The 13,280-nt window shown below is 69.3% G+C and carries 12 protein-coding genes, 1 tRNA gene and 1 pseudogene; 4 read left to right on the top strand and 10 right to left on the bottom strand.

The annotated features are described in order from the left end of the window. Positions 1 to 170: 170 nt before the first annotated feature. Both H4W81_RS39775 and H4W81_RS39770 read left to right on the top strand, forming a co-directional pair. Entirely contained in the window at positions 171 to 3,665 is a 3,495-nt protein-coding gene (locus H4W81_RS39775; RefSeq protein WP_192779507.1) for a protein kinase domain-containing protein, read from the top strand. Positions 3,666 to 3,854: 189 nt separating this feature from the next. Next, positions 3,855 to 4,037: pseudogene (locus H4W81_RS39770) on the top strand (tyrosine-type recombinase/integrase); the annotation flags it as partial. Between the two features lie 50 nt (positions 4,038 to 4,087). Here the strand turns inward: H4W81_RS39770 and H4W81_RS39765 are convergent. The 5 genes from H4W81_RS39765 to H4W81_RS39745 all read right to left on the bottom strand — a co-directional run bounded on the left by H4W81_RS39765 (position 4,088) and on the right by H4W81_RS39745 (position 7,305). Then, positions 4,088 to 4,285 (bottom strand): DUF2283 domain-containing protein, encoded by a 198-nt coding sequence (locus tag H4W81_RS39765; RefSeq protein WP_318782351.1) that lies wholly within the window; start codon positions 4,283 to 4,285, stop codon positions 4,088 to 4,090. A 102-nt stretch (positions 4,286 to 4,387) separates the two neighbouring features. Continuing rightward, positions 4,388 to 4,460: transfer RNA gene (locus tag H4W81_RS39760), tRNA-Thr, on the bottom strand. Positions 4,461 to 4,480: 20 nt separating this feature from the next. Continuing rightward, on the bottom strand, positions 4,481 to 5,446 hold the full coding sequence (gene rlmB, locus H4W81_RS39755) for a 23S rRNA (guanosine(2251)-2'-O)-methyltransferase RlmB (RefSeq protein ID WP_192779506.1): 966 nt from the start codon (positions 5,444 to 5,446) through the stop codon (positions 4,481 to 4,483). Positions 5,447 to 5,459: 13 nt separating this feature from the next. Further along, entirely contained in the window at positions 5,460 to 6,851 is a 1,392-nt protein-coding gene (gene cysS, locus H4W81_RS39750) for a cysteine--tRNA ligase (protein ID WP_192779505.1), read from the bottom strand. 43 nt (positions 6,852 to 6,894) lie between these two features. Further along, entirely contained in the window at positions 6,895 to 7,305 is a 411-nt protein-coding gene (locus H4W81_RS39745) for a PPOX class F420-dependent oxidoreductase (protein ID WP_225959012.1), read from the bottom strand. On the opposite strand from H4W81_RS39745, the gene H4W81_RS39740 reads away from it, so the two are divergent. Next, on the top strand, positions 7,304 to 9,007 hold the full coding sequence (locus H4W81_RS39740; protein WP_192779504.1) for a DUF2637 domain-containing protein: 1,704 nt from the start codon (positions 7,304 to 7,306) through the stop codon (positions 9,005 to 9,007). The genes H4W81_RS39745 and H4W81_RS39740 overlap by 2 nt on opposite strands. A gap of 536 nt (positions 9,008 to 9,543) precedes the next feature. Here H4W81_RS39740 and H4W81_RS39735 read toward each other — a convergent pair. The 4 genes from H4W81_RS39735 to H4W81_RS39720 all read right to left on the bottom strand — a co-directional run bounded on the left by H4W81_RS39735 (position 9,544) and on the right by H4W81_RS39720 (position 11,324). Then, complete coding sequence (locus H4W81_RS39735) at positions 9,544 to 9,813, bottom strand: GlsB/YeaQ/YmgE family stress response membrane protein (RefSeq protein WP_192779503.1); 270 nt, start codon at positions 9,811 to 9,813, stop codon at positions 9,544 to 9,546. A 93-nt stretch (positions 9,814 to 9,906) separates the two neighbouring features. Next, entirely contained in the window at positions 9,907 to 10,176 is a 270-nt protein-coding gene (locus tag H4W81_RS39730; protein ID WP_192779502.1) for a GlsB/YeaQ/YmgE family stress response membrane protein, read from the bottom strand. A gap of 159 nt (positions 10,177 to 10,335) precedes the next feature. Further along, on the bottom strand, positions 10,336 to 10,824 hold the full coding sequence (gene ispF / locus H4W81_RS39725) for a 2-C-methyl-D-erythritol 2,4-cyclodiphosphate synthase (RefSeq protein WP_192779501.1): 489 nt from the start codon (positions 10,822 to 10,824) through the stop codon (positions 10,336 to 10,338). A 17-nt stretch (positions 10,825 to 10,841) separates the two neighbouring features. Beyond that, complete coding sequence (locus H4W81_RS39720; RefSeq protein WP_181615762.1) at positions 10,842 to 11,324, bottom strand: CarD family transcriptional regulator; 483 nt, start codon at positions 11,322 to 11,324, stop codon at positions 10,842 to 10,844. Between the two features lie 240 nt (positions 11,325 to 11,564). Between H4W81_RS39720 and H4W81_RS39715 the strand changes: the two genes are divergently transcribed. Further along, a complete protein-coding gene (locus tag H4W81_RS39715; RefSeq protein ID WP_192779500.1) occupies positions 11,565 to 12,143 on the top strand; it encodes a copper chaperone PCu(A)C domain-containing protein in 579 nt (192 codons plus the stop codon). A 391-nt stretch (positions 12,144 to 12,534) separates the two neighbouring features. Here the strand turns inward: H4W81_RS39715 and H4W81_RS39710 are convergent, their stop codons facing one another. Next, complete coding sequence (locus tag H4W81_RS39710) at positions 12,535 to 13,227, bottom strand: response regulator (RefSeq protein ID WP_192779499.1); 693 nt, start codon at positions 13,225 to 13,227, stop codon at positions 12,535 to 12,537. Positions 13,228 to 13,280 lie beyond the last annotated feature (53 nt).

The raw sequence follows: 13,280 nt of genomic DNA, 5'->3' as shown, positions 1-13,280 counted from the left end.
CCCCGCACACGCGCCCTTCAGTTTTTTCGCACACGTGACAGGCGTTCGAGGTGTTCATGCGAATGACGCTGGGTCATCGGACCCTCCGCGGTTTCCGCGCTACGCCGACAAGACGGGACAAGGCGGTCGGATGTGACAACTTTGGGCGAAGACTCTTCATCTAACGCGCCGTGGACGCATTGATCGCGGGAGATCCGCAGCACATCGGGGATTACTGGCTGGCTGGACGCCTTGGTTCGGGCGGCCAGGGAGTCGTGTACGAGGCCTACGACCCCGAAGGACACAGGGTCGCCATCAAGGTGCTGCACGCGTCGGACGACGGCGGCAGCCGTGACCGCTTCGCCAAGGAGGCGACTGCGGCCGGCCGGGTGGCCTCGTTCTGCACGGCCCGGGTGCTCGCCACCGATCTGGAGGGCAGCAAGCCGTACATCGTCTCGGAGTACGTGGGGGGGCCGAGCTTGCGCAAGGCCGTGAACGAGGGCCGCAGGTTCACCGAGGACGACCTCCACCGGCTGGCGACGGCGATCGCCACCGCGTTGACCGCGATCCACGACGCGGGCGTCATCCACCGCGACCTTAAGCCGGACAACGTGCTGCTCGGCCCGGACGGCCCACGCGTGATCGACTTCGGCATCGCCCGTACCCTGGACATGTCGCTGACGAGGACGGGCGAGATCTCGGGCACGCCCAGCTACATGGCGCCCGAGGTGTTCATCGGGCAGCGCGCGGGGGCGCCCGCCGACGTGTTCGCGTGGGGTGCCGTCGTTGTGTTCGCCGCCACGGGGCAGGATCCGTTCAAGGCGGACAACCTGGGCGGCGTGATGCACCAGGTGCTGTCCTCCGCACCGGATCTGCGGGCGTTGCCGCCGCGGCTGGCCCAGCTGGTGGCGGCCGCGATGGCGAAGGATCCCGCCGCCAGGCCCGCGGCACGCGACCTGCTGCTCGCGCTGGTCAGCGGCAACGCCGCCGACACCAGAAGCCTGCTGGCGGCGGGCAGCCGCTCGGCGCAGGGCGTGCACGGGTCCGACCAAGGTGATCCGGCGCTCGGCACGATCGCGGAGGACGCCTACGCGGCACTCGCGCCAGAGGAGCGCGACCTGGCCGCCGAGGTGTTCCTGCGGATGGTGACCGTGGACGAGGACGGGTACGAGAGCGGGCGGTGGGCCTCGCGCGAGGAGCTGTACGGCGGGCGCCCAGAGCGCGAGGCGGCGGCGGTTCAGCGGATCCTGCGGGCGTTCTCGTACGTGGTGACCACGAAGGACACCTCGGTCGCCCTGTCCAGGCCCGCGCTGCTGAGGGCCTGGCCGCGGCTGCGCATGTGGGTGGACGCCGACCGCGATGGCCTGGCCGTACTGGGCCAGATCTCCGCGGCGGCACGGCGCTGGTCCGACAACGGCAGGCGGGACGGCGACCTGCTCCAGGGCAGCCGCCTGGAGCAGGCGCTCAGCTGGGCGGCGACCGGTCGCCGTCACGTGACGCTCACCCCCGCCGAGCGTGACTTCCTGCGGGCAGGCACAGAGCTGACCAGGAAGCGGACCCGCCGCAGAACGCTGACCACGATCGCACTGACCGGGCTGCTGGTTGTGGCCATGGTCGCCGGAGGGCTGGCCGTCTATCAGCAGCAGCAGGCCACCGAACAGCGCGACATCCTCACCGCCAAGCAGGTGGCGACGGAGGCCGACCGCATGCGCACGACCGACCCGGTCAAGGCGATGCTGCTGAGCGTGGCCGCCTGGCGGGTCTCACCGCAGTTGGAGGCCCGATCCAGTCTCATCGCCTCCCTGCAGCAGCAGGAGACGGCGGTCTTCCGCGATCCCTTGGTCAAGGGCCTTGCCCACCGCGCCCTCAGTTCTGACGGCCGCACACTCGTCAGCGTCAGCGAGGCCGGCGTGAACGTCTACGACGTCCGCACCGGCAAGCGCACCGGTGGCTGGGCCGGGCTGAGGCTGAAGGACGGGACTCCTCAGGAGCCGGCGCTCAACAAGAGCGGCCGCCTGCTCTCCCTGACGATCGGTTCAGAGCTCGGAGTCTGGGACCTCACCTCGGGAAAGCAACTGGTGCGGCGCTCCCTGGGGGAACGCGGCGGGTACAGCGCGATCTGGGGTGAGCACGAGTCGATCCTCACCGTGCTGTACCAGGGCGACATCGTCTACCTGTTGGACGTGGCGACCGGCAAGCAGTTCGGCAAGGCTCTCTACACGGACGGCGGCACGACGCCGTGGCAGCCTCCGCTCGTCGATCCGACAGGCAAACACCTGCTGCTGACGGGTGGACGCTTCGACGAGCTGGCGCTGCCGGGCTGGACCCGGGAGCGGCGCCTGGCGCCCTGCCGCATTCACGCGGACGTGGCGGCTTTCACCCCGGACGGCAAGACCATCGCCTGCGCGGCCGCCACGATCGCGCTCGTCGACGCGGCGACCGGTCGTGAACACAAACGGGGCGATGACGACTGGGCCTGCGACATCTGCACGAAATCCGGGGCCCAGCTGCGCTTCAGCCAGGACGGCGACTACCTGGCCGCCTTCGCCGCACGCGAGCTGCGCGTGTGGAAGGTCGCCGACCGGAAGCAGATCCTCACCTACCGGGCCGAGGACGAGCTGACCGACCTTCGGTTCGACCCCGACGGCAGGACCCTGCGCTACCTCTACGACAACATGGTCATCAGCCTCGACCTGTCGCCGAGAGCCGGCGCCACCCATGTCAGGAAGGGAGTGGCGAAACTCAGCCCCGGAGGACGGTGGGTGGCGATGGAGGATCCCGATCAGAACCGCCTCGGGCTCTGGGACCTGCGCGGCCGCAAGGAGGTGGCGACGTTCCCGCTCCGCGAATTCGGGGCATGGGGATTCGACCGGACCGGCACACGCATGCTCATCGCCGACCTCGCGAGCGTGCGGCTGATCGACCTCGCGACACATAAGAAGCTCTGGCAGCTCTCCACGCCCCACACGAACACGAACAACCCCGAACGTGTCGACTTCAGCCGGGACGGCAAGACGATCGCGCTCACGCTCCAGCCATCCTCCCAGGAGGGCAGCTTCCGGCTACTCGTGGTGGACACCGCCCGTGGGCGCGTCCTGCGCACGTTCAGCTCGCAGATCGGCGGCGGGCCGTACACGCCGGACGGGCGCCTCGCCTCGACTTTCGGAAGGTTCATAGACCTCACCACCGGCAAGCCGGTCGACGCGGCCTTCGACGTCGTACGCGGTGCCTCGGCAGTGGCCGTCAGCAGCCAGGGGCGGCTGGCGTTCAGCGCCGGTTCTGCCGGCCGCATCGCGATGTGGACGGTCCAGGGGCCGGTCCAGATCACGCCGGTCCTGCGCGGGACGACGGGTGAGATCACGGAACTGGCCTTCTCGACGAAGGGCGATCTGCTCGCCAGCGTGACCATGGAGGGCATCCTCCAGATCTGGGACGTCAACGCCATGCGGCGGCTCGGCGGCGCGTTCAACCTGCACGGCTCCCAGATCACCTCGCTCGCCTTCGGCCCGGACGGCTCCACCCTCTACGCCGCCGACTGGGGTTCCGTCTACAGGATCCCGATCGGTGCCGAGCGGATCGTCCAGGACGTGTGCCGCCGTGCCGGGCACACGCTCTCCCCGGCCGACTGGGCCGCCTTCCTCAAGGACGTGCCCTACCGCGACATCTGCCCGACCAGGCAGCCATAGTGAGCTGGTCTTGAATGCAAGGGTCACCACGAGGCGCATTGAGGGGCCACGGTGATTCCGGACAGCCGTCTTATGGGCGTAGCCTATGCGGCCGTTTGGGTTGAAAGGGACTCGTTGAGTACTTCCAGGGGTGGCCGGTAGCCGAGCGCCGAATGCAGGCGGCGGCGGTTGTAGAACCACGCGCGCCTCCACGACCTTCGCCACATCCACGCGACGACGCTGCTCCTGGCGGGAGTCCCCGTCCACGTCGTCGCGGCCCGCCTGGGTCACGCCGACCCAGCCATCACCCTCCGGGTCCATGCACACGTCATCCATGAGCAAGCGGCGACGGCCGCCGACGTGTTCGCGGACGCCGTCATGAACGCCGCCTGAAGATCCATGCCAGGCACGAGGGCTCCTCAAGCTCGGGAGGTCCCTCTTTCCTATTCTCCTGGCCACGCGGCGAGGATCTCGATACCAATCACTCGGCCGTTCTCGTCCAGGTCGAAGTTGACCATCGGGCTGTCCCCCGTGACCGTCCGCGCCACGCCACCGGGCGCGATCGGGCCCCGCAGGTAGATGTACGCGGCCCCCGCCTCGGGGTCGTAGGTCCACGTGCCGGGGTGCTCTTCCAGAGTCACGGAGTCTCCTGTTAGCAAGGCTGTTAGCAAGATTTCAAGATTGTCCTGGCAAATGAGAAGCCCCTGAACAGGTCTTCCCTGTTCAGGGGCTTCTCGCAACAGAGCCGACGTGGGGAATCGAACCCCAAACCTTCTGTTTACAAGACAGATGCTCTGCCGATTGAGCTACGTCGGCACGGCCCAACAGTCTAGACGCTACCGCCGCCGATGACGAGCGACCTCGTACAACGTCACCCCAGCCGCCACTCCCGCGTTCAGCGACTCCGCAGCCGCGTGCATCGGGATCCGGGCCACCACGTCACACTGCTCGCTCACCAACCGCGACAGCCCCTTGCCCTCGGACCCTACGACCACCACCAGGGGCTCCTGCAGGAGTTCCACCTCGTCGATGTCGACCCTGCCCGAGCCGTCCAGGCCGACCACGAACAGACCCGCCTCGCGGTACTCGCGCAGCGCGGCCGTCAGGTTGGCGGCGCGGGCGACGCGCAGGTTGGCGAGGGTGCCCGCCGACGTCTTCCAGGCGCCGCCCGTGACGCCGGCCGCCCTGCGGGAGGGGATGAGCAGGCCGTGCGCGCCGAACGCCGTGGCCGAGCGGGCGATGGCGCCCAGGTTGCGCGGGTCGGTCACGCCGTCGAGGGCGACGATCAGCGGCACCTCGGCGGCGTCGTGCGCGATCTCGACGAGCTCGGACGGATGCGCGTAGGAGTAGGCCGGGATCTGCAGCGCGATGCCCTGGTGGACGGCGCCCTCGGTGAGGCGGTCGAGCTTGTCGCGGCTGACCTCGAGCAGCGCGACGCCGTTGCCCGCGGCGACCTTGATGGCCTCGCGGACGCGGTCGTCGTTGTCGATGCGCTGGGCGACGTAGAGCGCGTTCGCCGGAACGCCTGCCAGGAGCGCCTCGAGGACCGGGTTGCGCCCGCCGATGTACTCGGGCGCGTCCTCGGACCGCTTCTGCCGTACCGGAGCCTTCGAGGAACCGCCGCCGCCCCGCTCCTCGCGCGCGATGCGCTCGCCGCGGGCCTTGTCCTTGTACCAGTGCCTCATGTGCGCAGGCGGAGTCGCGCCCTTGCCTTCCAGGGAACGGCGGACGTTGCCACCCGTGCCCTTGGCCGGTCCCTTCTTCTTGGAGGGCCTGCCCGACGCTCTTCCACCTGCTGCCATGTCACCAAGGGTACTAGCGGGTCAACTCCCATCGCGCCCCGTGCGGGGTGTCCTCGACGGTGATGCCCGCCGCGGTGAGTCCGTCCCTGATCGCGTCGGCGGCCGCGTAGTCCTTGCGCTGCCTGGCCAGGGCGCGCTGGTCGAGGGCCACCTGGACGAGCGCGTCGACCACCGGACGCAGCCCCGAGTCGCCCGTGCGCCACTGCTGGGAACGCGGGTCGAGGCCCAGCACGTCGAGCATGGTCTGCGTCTCGGCCAGCAGTCTGGCGACCGCCTCCTTGTCGCCGCGCGCGAGCGCCACGTTGCCCTCACGCACCACCTCGTGGACGACCGCGAGCGCCTGGGGCGTGCCCAGATCGTCGTCGAGGGCGTCGACGAAGGCCTGGGGCAGCGGCGCGTCGGCGTCGACGTCGTGGATGACCTCAGCCGCGCGTGTGACGAATCCCTCGATGCGCTGGTAGGCGGCGGCCGCTTCGAGCAGCGCCTCCTCGGAGAAGTCGATCGAGGAGCGGTAGTGCGGCGCGGCGAGGTAGTAGCGCAGCTCGACCGCCCTGACCCGCTGCAGCAGGTCGGGGATGAGCAGGGAGTTGCCGAGTGACTTGCTCATCTTCTCGGCGCCGATCTTGAGCATGCCGTTGTGCATCCAGTAGCGGGCGAACCCGTCGCCGGCGGCCTGCGACTGCGCGATCTCGTTCTCGTGGTGCGGGAAGATCAGGTCGAGCCCGCCGCCGTGGATGTCGAAGGTCGAGCCGAGGTACTTGGTGGCCATGGCCGAGCACTCGAGATGCCAGCCGGGACGGCCGGGACCCCACGGGGTCGGCCAGGTCGGCTCACCCGGCTTCTCCCCCTTCCACAGCGCGAAGTCGCGCGGGTCGCGCTTGCACGACTCGTCGTCGGTGTCGCCCGCGGCACGCATGTTCTCCAGCTTCTGGTTGGAGAGCTTTCCGTACTCGGAGGCGTAGGACTGGACGTTGAAGTAGACGTCGCCGCCCGAGGCGTAGGCGTGGCCGCGCTCGATCAGGCGCTGCATGAGCGTGATCATCTCGGGCACGTGCCCCGTGGCGCGCGGCTCGACGGTCGGGGGCAGGCAGCCGAGCGTGTCGTACGCCCAGGAGAAGGCCCGCTGGTTGCGCTCGGCGATGACGAACCACGGCACGCCCTCGGCCGCGGCCACCCGAATGATCTTGTCGTCGATGTCGGTCACGTTGCGGCAGAACGTCACGTCGTAGCCGGAACGCGTCATCCAGCGCCTGAGCACGTCGAAGTTGACACCGGAGCGGATGTGCCCGATGTGCGGAGGCGCCTGCACGGTGGCCCCACACAGGTAGATCGACGCCCGGCCGGCTTCGACCGGAACGAATTCACGGATGGCGCGCGTGCTGGTGTCGTATAGGTGCAGGCTCACGAACGCAAGGCTAATGCCTCACCCCGCTCTACAGGCCGAAGAATCAGCCCCGGAGCGTCACCTTCTCAGGTCGGATACGGACGATCAAGCGCTCGTTGCCCGCCTTCTCCTCCCATGCCTTGCCTGTGTACTTGTGCGAGAGCTCCTGTATCAGCTCGCCGTCGGGGTCGTCCTCCATGACCACACTGCCTCGCACCTCGGCGTACCTGTAGGGATTGCCGGGGTCGACGACCAGAATGCTGGCCCTGGGATCGCGCGCGAAATTGCGTGGCTTGCGGCGCCCCTTCACCGTGGAGAACAGGATGTCGTCTCCGTCGGTCCGCACCCACACCACGGTCGACTGCGGCCCGCCATCGGGATTGATGCTCGTCACTGTCGCGTAGTTCGCGGCGTCGAACAGCTTACGTACGTCCTCGTTCATGAACACCATTGTTCTGTAGGCTCGAAACGCCATGGACGTGACTCCCCCCTCCGCGCTGCGCCGCATCGGCATCGCGCTCGCCGGGCTCGCCGTCGCGGGCCTTACCGCCGCCGCCTGCGTGCTCTCCTTCGACGACCTGCGCGCCCTCGCCGTTCTCGGTACGGCCCGCGCCGACCTCGCCTACCTCTACCCGGCGGGCTTCGACGCCCTGCTGGCGGTCGCGCTGATCAGCGTGCTGCTGCTGCGCTCGGGACGGCTGCTCGTGCGCGCCCAGGCGGCCGTCGTGCTGGTGCTGCTCATCGTGGCCGCCGCCACCGTCAACGCGCTGGCCGCCACCGGCGGCCTCAGCCGCCTGCCCGTCCAGCGGGTGGCGGTGGGCGTGGCGGTCACGCCGTGGGTACTGCTGGCGGTGGCGCTGTGGCTGTGGCTGGTGCTGATCAAGCACGTGCAGACCCGCCACGAGCCCTCCGACGACCTGGCCGGTACGGCGGAGCGCGACATCGTGCCCTTCCGCGGACATCGTGACGCGCCTCCCCTGACCGGCACGGCCCAGCAGGAGCCCGAGCCGACTCCGGTGGTCGGGCCGACTCCCGCTCCCGAGACCCCGCCGATGTCACAGCTCCCCACGATCCCGGCGCCCACGATCCCGGTATCGGAGCGTGTCACGCGCTGGGAGTCGGGTCCGCACAAGAGGTCCGAGCCCGAACCGCACGCCGTCCCGGAACCCCGCCCCGACTCCGACTCCCTGAACCGGCCCGACGACCAGCAACCCCACCCAGCGGAACCACGCTCAACGGAAGCCCTCTCAACGGAAGCCCGCACGGAGGAGCCCCGCCCAGCGCAGGCCCATTCAGCGGAAGCCCGCGCGGAGGAGCCCGCAGCCGTGGAGGAGCCCGCGCCGGTGATCTGGGAGGCCCCAGCGGCCGACACGGCACCACACCGCATTCCCTCGACGCACCGGCACCCGCATCACGAGACGACGGAGCCGCCCACGGCAGCCGCCGCTCAGTCGCCCTCGCCCGAACCCGAGCTCCACGCAGAACCCACATACGAGCCCGCCGTGGAGCCGGGGTCCACGCCCCACGCGGACACCACAAACGAGCCCGCCCCGAAGCCGGGACCCGAGCTGAAGCCGGAACCCGAGGAGAGGCCGGGCCACGTGGAGCCGCCGGGGCATGAGGAGACGCCGGGGCCCGACTTGACGCCGAGGTCGGAGGAGGGGCTGGGCTTCGAGGAGAGGCCGGAGTCCGAGCCGAGGCAGACGTCGGAGCCGGTGCCGAGGTCCGAGCCGGAGCTGGGGCCGGGGGTTGTGCCCCATGCGGCGGGGCCCGCCCATGAGGCCGTGTCGGAGACCGAGAGGGAACGCGAGCCCGAGCCTGCTCGTCGGCGGCCCGTTCGCTGGGGGGATCTGCGCAGGACGGAGCCGGCCGACGTGCTCGTCCACCCCCGCCCCGACGCCAACCGCGACGCCGACACCCAGCCCGTCCGCGTCATCACCGACGCCACGCCGAGCCCCGCGCGCACCTTCGCCGCCGCCGACGCCCCCGACCCGGGCCACGGCCCCGAGGCGGCCGACGAGACCGAGCCCACGCACGGCCCTGCGGAGTCCACGCCGGAGCCCGCTCCCCAGCCCTTCGACGGACCCGCCGGGGAGTCCACCGAAGCGCAGGCCGCGCCGTACACCGACGCCCCCTCAGGACGCCTCCGCAGCACCCCACGCCCACCCGAGGAATGAAGCACCACCCCCGGCCCGCCCGAGGAGGAGCGGCACCGCCCGCCCAGGGAGGAGCGGCACCGCCCGCCCAGGGAGGAGCGGCACCCGCCCGCCCGAGGGGAGAGCCCTACCGGAGGGCGACAAAGGCCGAGGGATCAAGCAGCAGCGCCGAGCGCCCGAGACGGAGCAGCACCCCGCCCGCCCGAGGGACGGCGCAAAGAGGCCCCGATCCGGGTGGATGGCGCACCAGCCCCACCCGGATGATGGTGCAGCCCCACCCGGCGGATGGGAGCCACGGGCGAGGGATGAAAGCCTGATCTCGCGGCCACAGCGAGCCGACCCCCATCGCTGGAATCAGCCCAGTCGTGCGCGACCCGGAAAGTCCCCATACAGCACGATCGCCGGCGCGCCTGTGCGCGCCGGCGATCCGATGGCCTCAGGTCCCGTCTCGAGGGAACGCTGCGGGAAGTGACGGGACACGATCCCTTCCCGCAGGACAGTGACAGCCTCCGCCCCACCGCGCGAACACCCGACAGCGAGGTGAGAAGGAGGTCCGTTCAGACGCTCGTGCCGCGACGAAGACCCGCCACTATGCCTACGCCGACAATGGCCAGGACCACCTGCATGACCAGTTCTATCCAGTCGATGCCTGGAGTCGTCTGGACTCCGAGGACCTGGGCGAGGGCGGTGCCGATCAGTGCCGCCACGATGCCGACCACGATGGTCAGGATCCAGCCGATGGCCTGCCTGCCGGGAAGCAGTAGACGACCGATCGCGCCGATGACGGCCCCGATGACGATGGCACCGAGGATGGTTTCGATTGTCATGAGAACCTCCCCGTGAGAGTGAGATTTTCACTCCCCACGGGAGTCGATTACCCGTCTATCACGTGATTATCGCGAGTATGCCGAAAACGCAGGTCAACGCGTGCCTTTGCTCATCTGGGCGCGCGCGAGGATGAACACTCCGACGACCGCGAAGAGAATCTGGAGAACATGCTGTATCCAGTTGATGCCGGGCGTGTCGCTCACTCCGAGCAGGTACGCGACCAAGGTGCCGAGCAGGGAGCCGACGACACCGACGACCCACGTCATGGCGAGTGACATGTTCTGCTTGCCGGGCACGATGAGCCTCGCGATCGCGCCGATGATGATGCCGAAGACGATCGCGGAAATGATCGAGCCGATCATGTCAGACTCCCCCCGTGACGGTACCTGTCAGGAGGGTGACATACCCGGCGTCCTCCCAGGTTACGCATGCCAAGGGCGGCGGTCCGTACCGCGCCAGTGACGGACCGCCGCCCTCGGTGGCACGGCGGGCTAGGCACCACCCGCCGGGATTACCCCTCGCTAGATAGACGCGCCTGACGCGGGATCGGTTGACCTCGCGACGACGAGCGCGGTCGCGAACGCCGCGATGCCCTCGCCCCGCCCGGTAAGGCCGAGCCCGTCGGTCGTGGTCGCGCTGAGGCTCACCGGCGCGCCGACGGCCGCGCTCAACACCTTCTCCGCCTCGGTACGGCGGGGCGCCAGCTTGGGCCGGTTGCCGATCACCTGGATGGCCACGTTGCCGATGTCGAACCCGGCCGCGCGAACGACGCGGGCGGTCTCCTCGAGCAACGCGATGCCGGCGGCTCCGGCCCAGCGTGGATCGGACGTGCCGAACAGCCCGCCCAGGTCACCGAGACCCGCGGCGGACAGCAGCGCGTCGCAGGCCGCGTGAGCGGCCGCGTCGCCGTCGGAGTGGCCCTCGAGCCCTGTCTCGCCCGGCCAGTGGAGGCCGGCCAGGTTGAGCTCACGGCCAGATGCGAACGGGTGGACGTCGACTCCGACGCCCACCCGTGGGAGATTCGTGTTCAGGAGTTGAGAACCTCGTCGAGCAGGGCCTCGGCCTTGTCCTCGTTGGTCTTCTCCGCGAGAGCCAGCTCGCTCACCAGTATCTGGCGGGCCTTGGCCAGCATCCGCTTCTCGCCTGCCGACAGGCCGCGCTCGCGGTCACGACGCCACAGGTCGCGTACGACTTCGGCGACCTTGTTGACGTCGCCCGAAGCGAGCTTCTCAAGATTTGCCTTGTAGCGCCTCGACCAGTTGGTCGGCTCCTCGGTGTGGGGCATGCGCAGAACGTCGAAAACGCGCTCAAGGCCTTCCTGGCCGACGACATCGCGCACACCGACAAGTTCCGCGTTCTCCGCAGGCACCTGGACGGTAAGGTCGCCCTTGTCGACCTTGAGAACCAGGTAGGTCTTTTCCACACCCTTGATGGTCCGGGTCGTGATTTCTTCGATCCGTGCAGCCCCGTGGTGGGGGTAGACGACAGTGTCGCCGACCTGGAAAGTCATGTGACAAGTACCCCTTCCGCTGTACTCCAGGGTACCACGCGTCCACAGCCTCCCGGAACAGTGAAATCACCATAACTGCAGGTCAAAGGCGCATATTACCACTTGACAACCGTTCAACTCTGTGAATCACAGAGTCTGACATACCGAATGACCTGCGGGGGTGCGGATATGACCATGAAGGTGGATGGATAAGGTGGGCGCTGCCCCAACTCGCACGCGCGCCATAAGGAGAACCCGCCCGTGACCAGCCGTCGCTGGATTATCGCCGCCGCTGCGTTCCTTGCCGCACCGGTACTGGCCGGCTGCGCCGCCGGATTCGACGCCAACACCAACAAGCCCTATGCCCCGAACGAGGCCGCCGCACTCATCCAGGACGGCGCCTACGGCACGCGGGGCATCAAGATCCCCCAGGCTTTCGTGCTGGGCCCCGACTCGGGCGCCAAGCTCGCCCAGGGCGGGTCCGCGCCGGTCTACCTCCACCTCGTCAACACCAACGGCGCGGCCGACCAGCTCGTGGGGGTCGTCGCCGAGGGTCTGGGCAACGTGAAGCTGGCCGCCCCGATCGCGCTTCCCGTCAGCCAGGGCGTGAACACCGGCAAGCCGGCGCCGCAGATCATGATCGAGGGCCTCACCAAGGCGCTGAGCGGCGGCGAGAGCGTCAAGCTCAACCTGCAGTTCGCCAACGCGGGGTCGGTGCCGGTCACGGTGCCCGTCATCACCCGCAGCCGCGAGTTCAAGGACTACCCCATGGCTCCGGGCGCGACCCCCGCTCCCCCCACTCCGACGCCGTCCACCACCGCGCACGAGTCCGGCCACTGATCTTCGTGCCTTTCCTGTACGGCACAGCCTTCCCGGCGCCTCCGTCCCCGCAGGGTGCCGTCCGTCACGGGCGGGCACCCAGCGGGACTCCGGTCGCCCGCCGTCACGGCGAGACGTAAAACCCCCCGCATGGAAGAGACCTCACAAGGCGCGCCCTGGGGCCGCTGAAAGCCCCATAAGTCCCTGAGGCACTCCCGAACCCGAGAAGGCCCTTCGGAGCCCCCAAAAGGCCGTTCGAGGCCCAATGGGGCCGCGAGAAGGTCGCCCGTGAGGCCGCGGAGAAGGCCGATCGGGTCCCTGAGCACCTGAGAAGGTCACTGGGAGGCTCGGAAGGGCCGTTGAACAGCGAAACCCCGCCTGCCGTACAGCAGGCGGGGTTCTGGCTGTGGGGTCAGTCTTCGACGGGGTCGAACTTGTAGCCGAGTCCGCGCACGGTCAGGATGCAGCGGGGGTTGGACGGGTCGGCCTCGACCTTGGCGCGCAGCCGCTTGACGTGCACGTCGAGCGTCTTGGTGTCGCCCACGTAGTCGGCGCCCCAGACCCTGTCGATGAGCTGGCCGCGGGTCAGCACCCGGCCCGCGTTGCGCAGCAGCACCTCGAGCAGCTCGAACTCCTTCAGCGGCAGCTGCACCTGCTCGCCGCGCACGGCCACGATGTGCCTGTCCACGTCCATCCTGACGGGCCCGGCCGCCAGCACCGCCGACTCCAGCTCCTCCACCGTGTCCCCCTGGCGCCGCAGCACCGCGCGGATGCGGGCGACGAGCTCGCGGGAGGAGAACGGCTTGGTGACGTAGTCGTCGGCGCCCAGTTCGAGCCCGACCACCTTGTCGATCTCACTGTCCTTGGCGGTCAGCATGATGACGGGCACCTTGGAGCGCTGCCGCAGCGAGCGGCAGACCTCGGTGCCGGGCAGTCCGGGCAGCATCAGGTCGAGCAGCACCAGGTCGGCGCCGTTGCGGTCGAAGGTGTCGAGCGCCTCGGGGCCGGTCGTCGCGACCGAGACCTCGAACCCCTCCTTGCGCAACATGTAGGACAGGGCGTCGGAGAACGACTCCTCGTCCTCCACGACGAGAACGCGGGTCACGATCCCTCCTTAGTCGGGTTCGCGACCCGAAGCGAGCGGTGGTTCTTGATGGC

It is taken from the genome of Nonomuraea africana, assembly GCF_014873535.1.
GTDB classification, from domain to species: Bacteria; Actinomycetota; Actinomycetes; order Streptosporangiales; family Streptosporangiaceae; genus Nonomuraea; species Nonomuraea africana.
This window is presented reverse-complemented; position numbering and strand designations above follow the sequence as displayed.

Coding starts and splice junctions, on each gene's coding strand:
- H4W81_RS39730 (WP_192779502.1), bottom strand. CDS start 10,176: ATGATCGGCTCGATCATTTCCGCGATCGTCTTCGGCATCATCATCGGC.
- rlmB (WP_192779506.1), bottom strand. CDS start 5,446: ATGGCAGCAGGTGGAAGAGCGTCGGGCAGGCCCTCCAAGAAGAAGGGA.
- H4W81_RS39745 (WP_225959012.1), bottom strand. CDS start 7,305: ATGGCGTTTCGAGCCTACAGAACAATGGTGTTCATGAACGAGGACGTA.
- H4W81_RS39720 (WP_181615762.1), bottom strand. CDS start 11,324: ATGACTTTCCAGGTCGGCGACACTGTCGTCTACCCCCACCACGGGGCT.
- H4W81_RS39735 (WP_192779503.1), bottom strand. CDS start 9,813: ATGACAATCGAAACCATCCTCGGTGCCATCGTCATCGGGGCCGTCATC.
- H4W81_RS39740 (WP_192779504.1), top strand. CDS start 7,304: ATGGACGTGACTCCCCCCTCCGCGCTGCGCCGCATCGGCATCGCGCTC.